Source organism: Helicobacter vulpis (assembly GCF_003660395.1).
GTDB lineage: Bacteria > Campylobacterota > Campylobacteria > Campylobacterales > Helicobacteraceae > Helicobacter > Helicobacter vulpis.
In genome coordinates this window covers 93,552-111,646 of record NZ_QXQT01000001.1, presented here as the reverse complement: position 1 = coordinate 111,646, position 18,095 = coordinate 93,552, and the positions used below count along the sequence as shown (strand labels likewise).

General features: G+C 53.6%; 6 protein-coding genes. 2 read left to right on the top strand and 4 right to left on the bottom strand.

Features of this window, described 5'->3' with window-relative positions; genetic code table 11:
• Positions 1-3 precede the first annotated feature (3 nt).
• The 3 genes from EAO38_RS00620 to EAO38_RS00610 all read right to left on the bottom strand — a co-directional run bounded on the left by EAO38_RS00620 (position 4) and on the right by EAO38_RS00610 (position 9,343).
• The gene (locus EAO38_RS00620) at positions 4-1,440 is read right to left on the bottom strand and encodes a Do family serine endopeptidase (protein WP_121020313.1); all 1,437 of its coding nucleotides are present in this window, start codon (positions 1,438-1,440) and stop codon (positions 4-6) included.
• Between the two features lie 163 nt (positions 1,441-1,603).
• A complete protein-coding gene (locus tag EAO38_RS00615) occupies positions 1,604-8,995 on the bottom strand; it encodes an outer membrane protein (protein WP_121020312.1) in 7,392 nt (2,463 codons plus the stop codon).
• 42 nt (positions 8,996-9,037) lie between these two features.
• Positions 9,038-9,343 (bottom strand): hypothetical protein, encoded by a 306-nt coding sequence (locus EAO38_RS00610; RefSeq protein WP_205588311.1) that lies wholly within the window; start codon positions 9,341-9,343, stop codon positions 9,038-9,040.
• A 129-nt stretch (positions 9,344-9,472) separates the two neighbouring features.
• Between EAO38_RS00610 and EAO38_RS00605 the strand changes: the two genes are divergently transcribed.
• Positions 9,473-9,721 (top strand): hypothetical protein, encoded by a 249-nt coding sequence (locus tag EAO38_RS00605; protein WP_162982641.1) that lies wholly within the window; start codon positions 9,473-9,475, stop codon positions 9,719-9,721.
• A 37-nt stretch (positions 9,722-9,758) separates the two neighbouring features.
• Positions 9,759-17,312, top strand: a complete 7,554-nt coding sequence (locus EAO38_RS00600) for an outer membrane protein (protein ID WP_121020310.1) — start codon at positions 9,759-9,761, stop codon at positions 17,310-17,312.
• A gap of 78 nt (positions 17,313-17,390) precedes the next feature.
• Here the strand turns inward: EAO38_RS00600 and kdsB are convergent, their stop codons facing one another.
• Positions 17,391-18,089, bottom strand: a complete 699-nt coding sequence (gene kdsB, locus EAO38_RS00595) for a 3-deoxy-manno-octulosonate cytidylyltransferase (RefSeq protein WP_121020309.1) — start codon at positions 18,087-18,089, stop codon at positions 17,391-17,393.
• Between the last annotated feature and the right edge of the window lie 6 nt (positions 18,090-18,095).

Here is an 18,095-nt window from a genome sequence, read left to right as displayed (position 1 = left end):
CCCCTACTTGGCGACAATCTGTTTATAATTGCCCAAACTAGGGTCAAAGACTAAAAAGCGTTTGGGGATGTTTCTGTACTTGATCAAGGCGTGGTTGAAGTCTTCGATATTGTGTACCGCGATGTTTTCAATTTGCATGATGATGTCGCCATGCTTGAAGCCCAATTCCTCGGCTTTGGAATTGGATTTCACCTCTTGAACAAACACCCCGTGAATACTCTCTGGAAGGCGCATTTGTTTGCGCATATTGGGGGTGAGGGTTTGCACTTTGAGGCCGCTGAGCTGGCCATTGGCCCCCTCATGTGCGGTGCTGGTTTCTTTCTTATTGGGGTTTTTGCGCTCGGCTAAAACTAGGGTCGTGGTGTATTCTCTCTTGTCGCGCATGTATTTGAGCGTGATGCGTTGGTTAGGGGCTAGAGAGCCGATGAGATTGCGCAATTGGGCGGAGTTTTTGATCTTCTTGCCATTGACCTCTGTGATCAAGTCCCAAATCATCAAGCCCGCCTTTTTGGCTGGGGAATCCTTTTCAATGCTGATCACCACTGCCCCCTCCTTGCCATTATAGCTTGCGGCTAATTCGTTGCTCACATCCTGAATCCTCACGCCCAAATATCCCCGATGGATGGTGCCGGTTTTGATGAGCTGGATCACGGTGTTTTTCACCGTGTTGGAGGGGATGGCAAAGCCCACGCCATGGTTGCCTCCGGTGTTGGAAAGAATGGCTGTGTTGATCCCCACCAACCCCCCACGGCTATCAATGAGCGCGCCCCCGGAGTTGCCCGGGTTAATAGACGCGTCCGTTTGGATGAAATTTTCATAACTGTTGATCCCAATGCCACTTTTATTGAGTGCCGAAACGATGCCTTGGGTAACCGTCTCTCCCACCCCAAAGGGGTTGCCAATGGCAAAGACCAAATCCCCCACTAAAATATCGCTGCTATTGGCAAATTTGATACAGGGTAAATTGGTCTTATTGATCTTGATCACAGCCAGGTCGCCCTCTACATCTGTACCCACCAAAGTGGCGACATATTCTTTATTGCTCCCGGGCAGGGTGACTGTGATCTTGTCGGCCTTGTCGATCACATGGTTATTGGTTACAATATAGCCATCTGCAGAGATGATCACCCCGCTCCCCAAAGCCCGTTCCACACGATCTTTAGGCACGGAGTTATAAAGGTCGCCAAAGAATTGCTGGAAAAAGGGATCGTTAAAAAGCCCCCCACCCATAAAATTGCTCTTGATCTTCTTTTGGGTGGAAATATTCACCACCGCCTTAGTCGCTTCCTTGACCGAATTGCTATAGGAGTAAATGGTGCTAGGGCTGTTATCAGGCCCCATGCGCTTTTGTACTTCTGGCATGTCTTGAATTTGGATATGCCCCCCTCCCATCGCCCCCAAACTCATTGCTAAGACCACACTCACGCCCAGTAATCGCATGTCATTTCCTTTGTCTGCATCAATTTAAAAACTCTCATTATATCTAAACTTGGCCAATAGTCCCCAGCGCATGCCAAAATCGTGTTGGTTTGGATGGCCGGGGCTAAACTGTAAATCGCAGAAGTGTTGCAGAACCCCCCCCTTCTTAAAGGCTTAACAAGCCCTAGAAGTTGTAGACATAGTTGAAGAAGACGGAGACATTGCGCTTATAAGCCACAGTCTGTTCCATCCCATCCAAGCTACCCTTGAAGTAGTAGTTCACCGCCAAGGGGATTCTAAGCCCGATTTCAAAGCCGTTGTGCTTGTTCACATTGGTCCTAAAGCCGATGTTGAGCGGGATTTGAAAATAGCTCGTGTTCATCTGCGCACTGCCTCCCGCCGCTTTGATCGCATTCATCCTGCTGATCCACGCGCTCGCCCCCTTGACATTCCATGTAGAGCCAGCCAGCATGAGCCCAGCAAAGAGCCCGCTAGTGTACTTGCCATCCTTGCTTTCATAGAAGTTATAGAGCCCATCAATGCCCGCCCCATAGACGAAGTTGTCTAGCTCGCTCGCATCCCCGTCCATGAAGGTCCCATGTTGGTAGCTAAAGCTGGCGTAATAGCGCAAGCCCCAGCGTTTCTTCTTGCCAAAGAATTGCTTATACCCAAACTGCACATCGATCCCGTACATGTTGCCATTGGAGTTCATGGTCTGCATGGGGCGTGGAGTCGCTACAGCGGTGTAGTAGCTCTTGAGCTGGGTTTCTAACTTGCTCAAGCTGGCCTTAGCATAGACAAGCGCCTGATTGGTCGCCACCAGCGCATTTTTCAAGCTCTGTACTTGTTGCATGGGGTTGCTCGTTGTAGTGCTGCCCGTACCCGTAGTGCCGCCCGTAGTGGGTAACACAATGGCCTGAAGCCCATCCACGCGCGCAACGGCCGTAGACGGGGCAGTGGCTGTAGCCGGGGCGTTAGCTTGGATCAGCGCGCCCAAATCTTGAGCGAGCGATTGCTGAAACGCCTGAAGCTGGTTGATGAGCGCGCTCAAGTTGGCGCGCGCGCTCATAGGGTCAAGGGTGGGGCTAGCGATGATCTCGTGATAGACATTTTGCACCGCTTGTTCTAGGCTGGCGTTGCCTGTGGGGTTATTGGTGGTCATAAAGTTTTTCAAGCTGGCCATCAAGGTGCCCAAAGAGGTGGTGCCATCGGCCAAATAATTAGCCTGCGCTGTGATCACGGCGTTTTCTGCGCTCAGATAGCTACTCACCATCGTGTTGCTATAAGTCCCGCCCACAGTGGTTAAAGAGGTTAGCAAACTAGAGGCTTGCGCTGAATCTGTCTGGGCTTGCAAGAGGGCTGTAGCCGTTGGGTTGCTAGCAATAGCTTGCTCCACCGCGTTAACACGCCCTTGCATGGTGTTCATGCCGGTGAGCAATTGGGTGATCTTGGCAATTTGTGTGGGGCTCAACCCTAAGTTAGCTTTGGCCTGTGTTACATTGATGCCGTAGCTGTTGCTGGCATTGAGCACTTTTAAGAGCGCGTTTAGGGCGGTTGCGTTGTTCAAGGCGGCGTTGGTGATCCCGCTCACGCTCTGTTTGCCATTCAACAAGGGGGTAAGGGTGCTGCTAGCATCCTGATAGTTATTGGTCGCCTTCAAGATGTTTTGGAGCGCGCTATAGACTAGGTCGCTCTTCATGGTGGCGTTGAAATTAGAGCTGCCCACCACCTGAGTGGCCGCTTGGGAGAGTTGCGCGCTGGTGGCATTAGAGATGAGATCGCCGATGGTGCTCCCGCTCACCCCATCTGCTTTTAACTGCACAGCCAAGAGCCCGGGCAAAGTGGTGGCCGCGCTGGCTGTTGCAGGGGCCGCTGTTACATTGCCAGTCCAGTCTGAGGCGGCTAGCGCACTGAGCGCAGCGCTCGCGCTCACAGGGCCCCCAAAGCCGCTAGTACTAGAGGCAGAGACATCAAAGATATTTGAGGCCTGCGCCACCACGGTCTTAATGGCGGTGAGATTGTCCCCTATGCCGGCAAAATCAGGCGTTGTTGGCGCACCCTTGGTGGGCGCCACAGTCTGGGCGGCGTTTTGGTAGAGCGCGTCCACTTTTTGGGCGTTGGCGATGATGGTGCTAGCCGCTGGGCCAATGCCCACTGAAGAGTCCACGCGATTCACAATGGAGTTATTGACATCTTTAAGCTGGGTGATGAGGGCGTTGACCGCCTCCATCCAGCCTACCACGCTCCCTTTGGTGCCCTTGGCGGTGTCGGTGATCGTGGCTGCGTTGGTCGCGCCAATGAGGGGGGTGAGTGCGGCTTGCACCGCGGTAGTCAAAGCAGCACTAGCAGCGTCCGGGGCGGTGGGCAAAGCAGTGGGGGTGGCTGTACCCAAGCCCTGTAAATAGGGGGCTACTGTGGAGTTTTTAGCCAGCGCGGAGATGATGTCCCCAATCACAGTGGCAGAAGTGTAACCCCCGCTTGCAATTTGGCTTGCATTAGTGCCATCGCTAAAGAGAGCTTGCAAGGCATTTGGAGTCAACCCTGAGAGGCTCCCCGCATTGCCACCACTAGTAGTAACCGCATTGGTGAAGGTGTCTGTAATGCTGGCCACAGTACCCGCAGTGGTGTTTGTCGCGTCTACAAAGAGCGCACTGGCCGTTCCAAGAGTAGTCGCAGAGGTGCTGGTGGTGTAGCTACCCGTTGTGCCGCTCAAAAGCCCTCCGGTCAAGCTGTTGTTCAAAGCCACGATCGCCCCCAAGCCCTGCAAGACGGAGGTGTCAGAAGAATCCAAATTGCCTAGCAACTGATTGACTGTTAGGGGCGTGGCCGTGGCGGAGGCGATGTGGTAGGCATCTGCATTGCCCAAGTTGGCCAATTGGCCGCTGATGCTATTCCAAGCGTTGGCGATGCCGCTCAAGGTGGTGCTATTGGAGTTTTGCCCATTGGTGATGGTACCAGTGGGGAGGTAGTTGGCAATGGTGCTCACATTGGTCAAGATATTGCCCATTTGTGTGTTGGCGGCGCCATTGACCGTGCTATCTGGGGTGTTTAAAATGCCATTGGAGCTGGTGAGTCCAGCGACCATGGAGTTCCATGTGCTCAAATAGCCCAAGTCCGCGCTCACACCGCTAGCAAAAGTGCTATAGTTGGAGTTGATGCTAGCGACCGCATTGCTCACACTCCCAATGCCCGCATTGCTATTGAACAAGCCCCCCGCGCCCACGAGGGCCTGCGCTGCGCTCTGATAGGCCGCACTGGAGGTGATATTGTCTTTTTGCATGACCATGGCATAGGGGTTGGTGTCAATGGCGCTCTGCACTTTTTGGTTCAAACCCTCTAGGTATTGCAAGCGATCCACAAGGCGTTGGAGAGTTTGGATACCACTAGCCCCGCTCAACCCGCTCTTAGCGGTTGTTGTAAGACTATTAGTTGCCTGCAGATTGCCCAAGACCAAAGAGGCGATGTCGCTCCCCTTGCCACTGCTACCCCCCGTAAGAGAGTTGAGCAAGTTGACATTGTTGGCGTAGATGTTCAAATTCTGCAGCAATTTCAAGGCATTAGCCGCGCTGGCGTTAGCGCCAGTGCCCAAGCTATTCCACAAGGGCGTGAGCGCGCTGGCCGCTTTGATCGCCGCTTGAAATGCCGCGGCGTTATTGCTATCCACAGAGAGTAAGCCATTGCTCACTCCTGTTACAGTCTTGGCCAAAGCGGTGTTAGCGCTATTAAGAGAATTGGCATCTGTGATCACCTGGGCGATATTGGCCGCGCTATCAGTGCCCGTTAAGCTCAATTTGTTCGCCAAGAGGTTGTTCAGATTGTTAACTGGGTTAGTGTTGGTGCCAACCCCCATCACGGCTTTATAGGCATCCCACACCCCGCTAGCGTTGGTGGTAGGAGAGGTGATGATATTGGTCAAGGCATTTTGCACGGCTGTAGCGCTCGCGCTCGCGCTCAAGCCTTGGAGGGCTTGGACTACTTGGGTGAGGGTAGCGCCCTCCACGAGGTTAGTCGTTAGGGCAGAGTACTGCGCGGCGATGGTGCTCACAGGCCCCCCGCTGGCAAAAGCGCTACTATACTGCGTGCTCACCCCTGTGCCTGCGCTATTGAGCACGCCTACCAAATTATTGATGGTGCCCAGGTCATTTAGGTTGGTCAGATAATTGACTGCGTTAGGGTTAGCGGCCATGCCTACTGAAGTGTTCCCAAGCCCCCAAGAAGTGCTTTGGCTGGCCGCGTAGACATTGCTCACATCGCTGAGATTGCCGTTGTTAAAGAAAGTGCTGCCCGCGCTATACAAGCCTTGCACCGCGCTATTGAGCGTACTAAGCGCGCTGGTGAGATCGCTAACATTTTTCGCGCTGGTGTTATAGCCTGTGGAGACCAAGCCTAGCAAAGTCCCTAAGCTGGTGTTCAAGCTCTGCACGCTGGCGTCTGCAAAGCCTAGGTTTTGTACCGCGCTCACCCCGGCGGCTTTGAGCATGCCCTGAATCTGGCTATTGTTAAGCGTGGGGGCAGTGGCAGGGACAGCACTAGAGGGGGTGGTCGCCCCTAGAGCGTCGTACTGCTGGATCTGGGCGGCGATGCCGCTCAAGGTTTGGCTCAAATCGCTTAAAGAGAGGGTACCGTTGGCAAACGCGCTGCTCACACTGGGGCTAAACAAACGCCCCGAGCTCAAGCTGTTGATGATGGAGGTAACCGTAGAACTCTTGCCTAAAAGCTGGGTGGCCACTTGGGAGGTGGCAAAGGCAGCCCCGGCCACGCCATTGGTTACAGAGGCGTTGAGGATTTTATCAAAACTAGCGACATTAGCCCCGATGGTGTTTGCGGTGCTGATTAAGTCCTGCATGTTGGCGGAGTTATTGGTGGCGATGGGGTTAGTGGTGAGCAATTTGGCCAGAGTGTCAAGGGCGTTGGTGGTAGAGTTGCTCTTGACATCTACAGCGGTGGCGCTCCATGTCGCGCCTGTGAGCGTGGCAAACGCTTCTTGAACGGGCTTGCTCAAGCTATCCCAGTTGGTAACCACGGTGTTTAAGACGGTGTCATTGGTGCTTGTGGCTGTGGAGAGCGCACCGGCTAGATTGGCGGCCGCAGCAGAGTAAGTGGGCGCTACGCTAGAGCTAGCGATGGTTGCAAGCGCTTGGACAACAGGGTTGGCCGCTTTCACGCCATCAGTCAGAGTGCTAGCAGTGGTGCCTCCGGTAAAGGCATTAGCTAGGCCATTCATCGCCTGCAAGCCTTGCACAACGCTGCTTGGGGTTGCGCTGGCGCTAAAAACATCCTCCGGATCAGAGAGGCCCTCCATCTTGGCGATTTCAGTACCGTTTAAAGCCGTGCTATTGAGCGTGGCTTGGCTATTGAGCTGGGCGGCAATGGCGGCCTTAGTCTGGGCGATGAGCCCGTTATTGGCCGCGCTTGCGTTTAGAGCCTGAGAGAGAGCGTTTAGCGCGCTGGCCTGCCCGGTTTGGTTGGTCTGAGTGTTCTGCGTGGAGGTGATGGCGTTCACATAGGTGTTAAGCAGGTTCTCAGAGGTGAAAATGGCGCGCATTTGATTCAAGTAGAGCGCTTGGTTGTTGAGATTGTCCCCGGAGGTGGTGCCCTGTGTCGCGCCAGCATTGAGCGCTTGGTTGGCCGCAGCGTTGTAGATACCCTGGGTTAGGATATTGCTAAGGCTGGTGTTGGAGCTGAGCAATTTAGAGAGGGCGTTGCTATTAGCGCTATAGCTCAACACATTGGAGAGGAGAGTGGCCAAATTTTTGTTGAACTGCGTGTTGTAGGCGCCTTGATTGAGCCCTCTTTGTGTGGTGTAAGAGGTGGTTAGGGGGTATTGGGCGGTTTGAGACCCGTCATAACTTTGCCAGGGGTATTGGGTGGAGGTGTTGGTCGCTTTGGTCCCAGCCGTGGTGCTCGGAGTAAGAGAGCTGGTGTTGTTGGGCGTGGTGGTGGTGTTGGAGCTGACATAGTTGGTGTTTTGTGCCACTAGAGAGTCCAACGCGCTGAGCGTGCTTTGCAAGTTGGCATAGGAGCTAGCGCTCCCATTGTTGAAGGCATCATAGAGGACCTTGGCCAAGTTAGAGGCGAGCGAGGGGTCAGCAGAGCTGGTAAACGCGTCCGCTAGCGCGCTGTTATTGGCGACAGTGTTACCCAGCTTGAGATTGGTGTTGATGCTTTTCAAATCGTTATAGAGCTGGATCGCGTTTACAAGCTGTTGGGCGCTGGTACTCATGGAGCTAGAAGAGCTGGTGTTAAGCGCGCTAGCCATTTGGGCGATCGTGCCTGTGCTGCCTGTGCCGCTATTGTTGAACAGCGCGCCATAGGCTTTAAAGACCACCTGGTAAGAATTGGGGTTGACAAGCCCTTTGAGCGCGGAGGCGACCGCGCTGTCATACACCACCGTGTCTAGTGAAGAGAGCTTGCTCAACACCTCTGAGAGATCCGCGCCGTTTAAGACATTGTTGGTGATGGCGTTCGCGTCTGCTAAAAAGTTCGCGTTGCTATTGAACGCTTTTAAGACAGTGGCGTAGTTGGTACTCAAGGCGTAAGTGGGCGTAGAAGTGCTAGAAGAAGCGCTCACAAGCCCCCCGCTCACTAAGGAGTTGGCGTTGTTGATGCTTGCTAGCGTGTCTAGGCTTTGGGCTTGCACGCTGTAGGTGTTCCCCCCTGTGGCCGCGCTAGTGGAGGTGATGAGCGTGCCGGTCGTGGAGCCATAGAGTACTTGGTTTAGATTGGTCAGACTGGTGCCCAAGGTTTGCACACTGCTAGGGCTAGAGCTGGTCGCGCTCAACGCGTCTAAAAGAGTGCTCCCCACGCTGGCGATGGTGCTGATATTGGAGTCCAAAGTGGGGGCAAAGTTTTGCCCGGGCGTGACCAAGTAGCCCAAATCGCTGGTCAATTGGGTGATATTGGTGTAAATGGTGCTCAAAAGCCCATTGGCCGTACTGACATCATTGGCGCTAGCCAGCATGCTTGCACTCAAGTTCCCCGTTACTGTGGCTGCGCTGGTGTAAGCGGTGCTGGTGCCATTGAGGGTCCCTGGAGTTAGGGTGTAGTAGGGGTTGGAGATGTCTTTGCCAAAAATGTTCTTACTGGCTGTTACTCCGGCTAAGGCGTTTCTGTAGCTGTAATACTGGGAGTAGAGGGCATAAAGGGGGTTGATGAGATCCCCTACGGCATTGAGGTCGTAGGGGTTGGTCCACGCCCCGTTATTGTTTTGCAATAGCGTGTTGGTGTAGGTGGTGCCATTGTAGTTGGTGAGCAACCCGCCATTGCCATAGAGGTTATAGGGGACGGCGGGGTTGGTGGGGTTGGTGTAGGTGGTGCCACTCCCGATGGTGTTGATGGCTGCAGTCCCGCTTGGAGCTGGGACATAGATACTAGGGCTTAACGCGCTCCCATAGGCGACGTTGGTCGCAGCACCCCCCACAGAGTAGTTCCCCCCCAAGATGCCAGAGATGGAGTCGACCATTTGTTCGGCAGTGATCTCTGTGGCATCCACGGGCGAGAGGCTCAAACAAGTGGCCACCGAGATTCCTAGGGTTTTGAGGACGCGTTTAGGGCCCCCCTTGGTAAATAAGTTCATGAAGATCCTTTTGAATTTAGCTTGAATATTGTGTTGGCCCAATTAGGGGTTAGTGGGTTGAGAAATGCTAGGGACATTCATCGTAGCGGCGTTATTGGGGGTCGTCAGCGTCCCCATGTTGGGTACGGGCACAACCGCTGTGGAGTTCGCACCTAGGTTGAGAAACGGGTTGGCCATTTGGGTGGCGATGGGCGCGCCATTACTCCCAGTTGCCTTTGTCATATTAGAATACTGAAACCCCACAGCTCCATAAAATCCAGAGTTTTCTGCTTGCAGGGTGGAGACAGAGAGAGCTAGAATGCCTGCCATGCCTGCAAATTTAATAAAACGAGACGCAAAAGTACGCATGTTCATCCTTTCAAGTAAAATCAAAAACTTAAAACCCAAGTTTTGCAACAACAAGATTTTAAATTTTTGTCGCTCATTGTAACTTAGAAGACTTAAATCTTTTCTTAAATTCTAAGCAATCTTGCTTGCGTGTGGATGTTGAATCTGCAAGCAGAAAACTCTGGATTTTATGGAGCTGTGGGGTTTCAGTATTCTAATATGACAAAGGCAACTGGGAGTAATAACACCGGGTTTAGCCCCCTGATGGGGGCGGTGGCTAACCCCTTTTTAAACCAAAACGGGGCGGTGGCCATGCCCACAAATCCGGGTACGCAGTTGCAAAAGCCCGATGTAAGCTCGGGTTTCAACCTCAACTGCAACGGCTTGAATTGTAACTAGTCTCCTCACCTGATCTAAACACTACAAGGACAACTGTATGAAAGTTTCTAAGCGTTTTTCTACCTTGAGTCTAGCCTTGAGCACCTGCTTTGGCTTTACCCCCTTGCTCGATGCCGATGACGTTACCTCCATCAGCTTGGTCAACTCCATCTCTGGCATCTTGGGGGGGAATTATAGCCTCTCTACTCGTACGGGTATGTTTAATGGTACCGCCGATACCGCCTTTGGCTCTGCTACCCCTACTGCTATCTCCAATCCCGCGGGCAACGCTCCTCTTTTGGGGGCGAATAATAGCTACACCAATCCTTACAATGTCATCAACCCCACCACCGCCACCCCGGGTGTGGTGAGTGCGCCCCCCACGCCCACTAACAACCTCTATGGCCTCAATAGCCTCTTGGGGGGGCAGAGCAATATTGGCTTGCCCAACTACATCGCCAGCGCGAACAATGTCTATAATTTCTCGCTCCTGGATTCGGTGATCCGCCAAGACATGGCCGCCTATAGCGCTTATTACAACGCCCGCACCGCGTTTAACGGGGTAGCTGGGGCGGACAATATCTTAAACCCCGGGCAGGCGGTTACGGGCTACTACAAGATTAGCAACCAAGGCAATGGCAATACCGCCAGCGTTACGGGGGCCTTGAGCGCCTCTTTGGTGAATGCGGGCAGTACCAGCGCGGCAGACACCGCACTAGGCACGGTCTATAGCAATTTGATGACTTTAGCGGGGTATTTGCCCGGTTCAGCCACCACCCCTAATTACATGACCTCTTTGAATAGCATGGTGGGTACAGCCAATGCTGTGGGGGCTGATTTTGCCAGCGCGTTGAGCGCCTCTTTAAACACCTCTAGCGCCCCTGCGGCCGGCTCATTGGGGAGCGCGCTCTCTAGCTTGAATAGCGTACTCTACTCCACTCCCAACGCCACTAGCAATCTCATCACACAAACCGGGGGTACCTACAGCGTTACGGCCAACATGCTCGATGGCTTGCAGGCGATGAACACCATTGATAACCTAGTGGGCGGGATGGTCAGCGCCACCACAACCGGTGGGAGCACCACCTACGCCTTGAGCAGCAATTACACCAACATGCTCAAAGCGCTCAACACCATTCAGGCCAATTTGGACACCTTTGCCAATCAGGTCTTAAACACCCCTCTAGCTAGCGTGCTTGCCAACACCCCAAACCAGTACGCCAACACCACGGCCACTAGCAACCCCTCCAACAATCTCACCAATGTACTCAACGCTCTAGCTAGCCTGCCCTCAGGGAGCATTAACCAAAGCGTGGTACAAAGCGCGCTCAATGGGCTTGTCAACCCCAACACCACGGTTACCACTGTGGAGGGCAAAACCATCACCAATGGGTATGAAGCCACATACTACGCCTACACCGCGCTCATGCAAAGCGACAGCCTTAAAACCTTGCAAAGCGCGCTCAGTGTGAACGGGAGTACGCCCACTCTCACCCAAACCATTGAATACGCTCTGCAGTTGCAAAACGCGCTCAATACGGCCAACACCGCCGTGGCAGGCAACACCACCTATAGCAATGTGGTCTTTAAATTAGGGGCCAATACCAGCTCTTTGACCTCTGCCCAGCTTGCCACTCTTTATAACGCCTTCAACACCACCTCAAGCAGCGCGTACAATGTGTTTAACACCGAGCTTAGTAAATTAGCCGGTTTGGTGAACACCTCTTCTGTCAATGTGAGCAACACGGTTTCTAGCAATGATAGCGGAGGGAGCCCTAGTGCCAACAAGGTGAGCGCCTACCCTCAAGCGGGCGTGAGCGGTACAAGCAAGTATGTTACTTCTTGGGTGAGCCAAAGTGCGGCCAATCTCAAGAGTTACAACTCTAGCTACAACTCCCAGCTAGGCAAGCTCTTGGGTGCGGCGATGACCTATAATGGCAGCGTTAGCAGTTTAGAGGGCTTGCTCAATAGCTCAGGCAAAAGCGCGCTCTCCAATATCCTAACCGTGGGGATCAACAATGTCGCGGCGAATGCGTTGGCTAATGGGGGAGTTGCAGAGGCCGCTAGCAAGGCCGATGCGATCAACGCCCAAGCCCAATATATCAACAACATGCAAGCCGTGTTCAATTCTCAGAATCTGCTCAACACCTATGTGGACACCATTACCCGTACCTACACCACACAGGCAGACCAAATCAACCAAGCCAGCGCGCTCACCTATCTTTCAGGCGCGCTCAACGCCAGCGCGGCGCAAAATGGTTTGATCGCCCAGACGAAGGCGGCCATTGTGTCTGCGCTCAATAGCGACTATGGCACTTTTCTGCCCAGCATGGCCAGTACCCTTTCTGCTAGCGTGGTGAAAGTCATTCAAGATTTGCCCACCAACACCTTTAGCACGAGCGCCACGCCCACCCAGATCGCCGATGCGCTAGGGAGTTTTGACACTCTGACTAACATGCTCACCGCCACAAAGAGTACCCCCTCTAGCGCTGTTGCTGCTGCCACCAACGCCACCACTCTAGTTGATCAAAACACCGATGCGATCCAAATTGGCAAGGATGTAGAAACTGTGCTCACCGCTAGCGTTTTGCCCACTGGGGTAACCGCCAATAACCTAGACTCCCTAGTTACCGTGCTGAAAACCGCTATTGATGGAGGGAGCGCGATCCCTAACTGGGCTGCTCTAGACTCCACCACTAAGGCCGCTCTAGAGTCCTTAGTGGGAGCCGCGAGCGCGACTGGGGTCCCCGATGATGCCACTGGTTTGTTGCAAAAATTCAGCGCCGCGCTCAACCAAAGCGCGGCCCCGGGTACAAGCGGGGTGGCAAAAACCACCGCCACCGAAGCCAATATCAAGGCAGCCTATACAGCCGCCCAAACCTTCAGTGAAAATTACACCAACGCCTTTGGGGTACTCAGCTCTGCGTTGACCTCTACCCCCAGCAGTTATTCTAGCGCGTGGTTGGATCTCTTTAAAAACACCTCCACCATTGCGGACAATTTGGGCTATCTCTCTTCTAGTGTGGCGCAGGCGTTTGAAAATGGCACGCTCACGCCCCAAGAACTCAGCACCCAAATCCAAAATATCAAAACCCAAATCGCGGACTACAATAGCATGGGGGTTACCAACACCGGGACTATCGCCTTAAACGCTGGGCTTGCCTCCTCTTTGGGGAGCGGCGTGAACGCAGCCCAAAATCTAGGCTTTGCCAACGCGAGCGTGAACACTCTAGCCACCAATCTCAAAGGGGCTTTGCCCCTCTTGGCGACCAACTCCGGGGCCCCTGTTTCTCAAACCTTATTGGGCAATGCGAGCGCCGCGTTGGGCAGTCTCAACAGCGCGTTAGACAAGCTCTACAATAGCTCGAACAATTTCTTTACCCTAACCAATCTCAACACCACCTCCGGGATGAACACCTCTGATCCGGTGAGTGGAGTGGGCAATATCTTAGGGGTTGGGGGCATTGGAGGTGTCCCGCAAAATAACTTGGCCATCCTAGAGCTCTCCTCTTTGAGAAATCTCAACACGGTGACGAGTCTAGTGGGCAATGTGATCGACCCTAGCACTTCTGCCATCACCACCAATTACACCGCGATGGCCGGGCTAGTGGGGGGGGCTTCTAGCGCAGGTTCTTTACAAACCAATTACACCGCGCTGGTGGCCAATGCGGTGAACACGAACTTGCCTGCTAGCACGCAGCTCACTAGCGTGGTGGCTGCGCTCATGCCCATCCAACAAGCCCTAGTGGCCGGGCAGATCACCCAGAGTCAAGCGGATACGCAGGCGGCTAGCGCGCTCTCTGGCATTGTAACTACAGGGAACGCCTCTAGCGTTTGGCAAGCCTATGAAAAAGCGATGGGCTTTGGGACTATCTCTGGTACCCCCAATACCGTCAATCAAGTCAAAAACCTCAATGCGTTGCTCACCTCTTCGCAAAACTTGAGCACGGTTTCTGGGGTGGTGCAGGTACTCACCGATGCCAACACCCTTTACAACGCCAATAAAGGGCTTACAGGGGGGGCGATCAATGGGGTTACTAATACCAACACCCTCTCTGTGAGCACCACTTCAGGGGCTTCTAACACCCCTAGCGCGTTGCTCAACGCCCAAAGTGCGGCCAGCGCGCTCAGCGCCTTGCTAGGGTATTTCAAGAGCGCGAATCTCTCCACCCAAGCCAATGGCGACTTGACCACAGAGGCCATGCAAAATATCGCCACTGTGATCAACGCTCTCAATAGCTATAACCACAATGTCGCCTTGCTCAATAGCCTCACAGACAATAAAGGGAGCGCGATCGCAGGCGAGGTGCTGGGTTATTTACAGGGCAATAGCAGCTATCAAAACCTCACCACCAAGAGCGCAAGCGCGAGCGCGATCAACACGCTCCAAAACCTGCTCAATCGCTTGAGCTATCTAGAGGGCTTGCAAACCCAAGTGCAAGATGCGATCAACAACAACCCCTATGCGATGATCATGCAGGCCAACACTTTAGTGAGCAGCAACTCCTATCAAAACGCAGCCAAGGCGTTGATCACCACCAGCACCAACAACGGGCTCTTCAACACCGCCACGAGCACGCTCTACAACCCAGGCGACCCCACCACCATCAAGCTCTCTAGCACCTTTGGGAACTTGAACACACAGGTGAGCGCGGATTTGAGCAACGCGAGTACATGGAATGCGCTGATCAACAACATTGGCACTTCTAACAGTATCTTGGCCAACCCCACCGGGATCACCACCAGCAGCCAACCCGCGCTCAATTTGGGCAAAGTTGCCAATTCAATCTACAATCTAGTGGATTTGCTCAGCCCTGCAAGCGTCAACACCAGCACCAACACCATCAACACCAGCACCAACCAAACCAGCGTGAGCGATATGCTCAACAATTACGCCGGGGTGAACACCCAACAGAGCAATCTCAAGGGGGTAACCTTGATCGTCAACGCCTCCTCTGGCTCTGCTCTTGGCGCTGCTTTGACCAATAGCCAATTAGTGGGCACAGCCAAAACCGGGAGCAACACCACCGTGTTAGAGGGCTTTAAGGGCATTGTAGACTTGGGTAGCATGCTAGGTACCAATGCGGGGAATTTGAACACCACCAACTACACCAACGCCGTTACTGCTGGGGGCTTGAGCAATTTGGGCACCCAGGTGGCCGCTATCACCAAATGGTTTAGCACGAATCTCACCAGCAACGCCAATGGGGTGGCTAGTGGGAGCGCGCCTAGCGGTGTGAGTGATGTCAGCTCTACTGGAGATGTAACCTTTTTGAACACCTTGATCAGCACGCTCGAGAACAATAGCGCTACCATCGGCAGCAGCGGCAAAACGCTCTCCTATTACATCGCTAATTCTGCCCAGATTGGCGTTGGTAGCAATGCTACAGCCGCTGAGGTGGTGGCAGCTGTCAAACCTCTCTTAGAAAAGGTAATGGGCAGCACGGCAGCGGCCACCACCAATGCGGACACTATTGTGGCTACTGGGGGGAATGGCACCACTACGGTTGATGTGAACACTTGGCTTGCCAGTATCAACACCCTCATCAACACCTCTGGGGCGCTCCAAACCATCAATAAGAATTTGGCCAACCCAGTCGCGCTCCAAAGCAATTTCACCACCAATCTTCAGGACTTGCTCACCAATGCCTTGAATTTGTACAACGCCAACAAAACCGCGACTGCGGTCATGGCTAATACCCAGCTCAATGGGACCACAAATGCCATCACAGCGGCTAGCTACGGGGCGATCTCTCAGTTGGTGGACAATGCGGATGCGATCTTTAGCGTGAAGTCTTTCAATGGCACAACGGCGGGCAGCGGGCAGGGCATTGTCAACCCCCAAGAGGCGGTACTCAACTACATTGACAATATCACCAGTGTTTCTGACTACAACGCCGCTACCGCTCCCACCTCTCCTACCAATCTACAGGGCTTGGTAGCCCAAGAGCTTAAAAACGCTGGGGCTACCGGGTCAACTCTAGGCGCGCTTTTGAGCAGCGCGACTGCAGCCCAAAAAAGTGCGGCCGCTAGCGCCATTGTGCAAAATGGCGCGTTTCAAACCAATGGTTTAGCCGGGGGTTCAAGCGCGAGCCAAATGCAACAACAGGTGGTTAACCAAACCATCGCTTCGGTGCTTAAGGACGCGAGCACCTACACTACGGCATCAGATGCCCTAAAACCTCTGCTCAACTCTAGCACCAGCGTGGCAGATATTCTCAAGGCTGCGGTGAACAACGCCACCAGCGTGAAAAATTTCAACAGCCTGCTCAACCCCTCTAATGCCCAAGGCATCTCCATCTCTAAGGGTACTTTGAGCAATGCCAACATCGCCACAATCCAAAGCCTGCTTAAAAGCATGGGCGTGTTGCAAACTTCACTCAATGGCTTAAATCAGGCCATTGACAAAAATCAAGATGCCGCGATGATCAACAATCTCAGCACGGCCTCTAGTGTGGCCAGCGCTACGCTTAGAACTCTTCAAGGCATCAATGGGCCCATTAGCAACACCACGGCGAGCACCTATGTAACCAACTCTCGCAACGCTATCGCCGCAGAGGTCTTTTTATTGATCAATCAGGCCAATTCTCCCAATGTGGGGCAACTCCTCAACGCGTTGAAAACCCTGGCCACTAGCAATAATCTTTCAACCTCAGGGAATGCGCAGCTGGTGGCGACCAATAACACCATCAATAGTGTCTTCACCCAAATCATTGGCAGTGGCACTATCAATCCCAATGCGGCCCTAAACAATTTGGACACCTTGATTAGCGATCTGCAAAACTTGCAGGTGAGTTTGGTCAACCAGTTGGCTAGCAGTGCGGGGTATCAGGGCGTGAGCTCTCAAGCGCAGGGCACAAGCATCACGCCCCCAGCGCCAACTGGGACTGTTATGGCAATACTACTCCCCGGGAATGGCAAGATGGGCTCAGTGTTGGATCAACAGCTAACCCCCACACAGATCGCCGCGCTCCTGCCTCAAATTCAAAAGGCCCTGGTCTATGCCCAAGCGGCTAAGATGAAGTTTGAAAACTGGATGCAAACGCAAGGCTATACCGCCAGCGCGGCACGCCCCATGCAGACCATGAACTCCAATGGCAACATGTATGGGATCGATGTGCAGTTTGGGTATAAGCAATTCTTTGGCAAGAAGAAACGCTGGGGCTTGCGCTATTACGCTAGCTTTAGTTACCAACATGGGACCTTCATGGACGGGGATACGAGCGAGCTAGACAACTTCGTCTATGGCGCGGGTGTGGACGCTTTGTATAACTTCTATGAAAGCAAGGACGCCAAGTACACCAGCGGGCTCTTTGCTGGGCTCATGCTGGCTGGCTCTACATGGAATGTCAAGGGAGCCAGCGCGTGGATCAGCAGGATGAATGCGATCAAAGCGGCGGGAGGCAGTGCGCAGATGAACACGAGCTATTTTCAAATCCCGCTCAACATCGGCTTTAGGACCAATGTGAACAAGCACAACGGCTTTGAAATCGGGCTTAGAATCCCCTTGGCGGTGAACTACTACTTCAAGGGTAGCTTGGATGGGATGGAACAGACTGTGGCTTATAAGCGCAATGTCTCCGTCTTCTTCAACTATGTCTACAACTTCTAGGGCTTGTTAAGCCTTTAAGAAGGGGGGGGTTCTGCAACACTTCTGCGATTTGTGGCTTAAGGGGGTATTGAAAGCCCCTTAAAGCTGGCGCGCTAAAGCGTTTTGGAGGTCTTGGGGGGTGTCGATGCCCACGCTTTGGCTTTCTACCACACTCACCCCGATGGGCTTATGGTGGTAGAGCGCGCGCAGTTGTTCTAATTTTTCGATCTCCTCTAGGGGGCTTTTCTCCAGCGCGCAAAACTCTAGCAGGCTGTGGGCTAAAAAGCCATAGATTCCAATATGCCCCAGTAGGGGGCACTCCCCCCCCTCGCGGCTAAAGGGGATGGGCGCGCGGGAGAAATACAGCGCGCGCTGCGCGCCCAAGACAACCTTCACCACATTGGGATCGCGCGCTTCCTGCAGGCTAATGGGCTTGGCGCAGGTGTGCATGAAGGGGGTGTTTTGGGTGTGTTCTAGCAAAGTGGCGATCACTTGGGTTTCTAAAAAGGGTTCATCGGCTTGTAAGTTGAGCACCACACTATGAGGGCTTAAGCCCAAGATTTGGCAGGCCTGTGCGCAACGATCCGTCCCGCTGGAGTGCGTGGGGCTGGTGAGAATCGCCTTGATCCCAAAATCCTCACACAGGTTCAAAATTTTTACATCATCGCAGGCCACCACGACCGCGTCGACCTTTGAGGCGTTGCGCGCCGTGCGCACGACCATGGGCAGGCCATGGATGTCTGCTAAGAGCTTTTGGGGGAAGCGTGTGGATTGGAGCCTAGCCGGGATTAAAATCATGGGCCT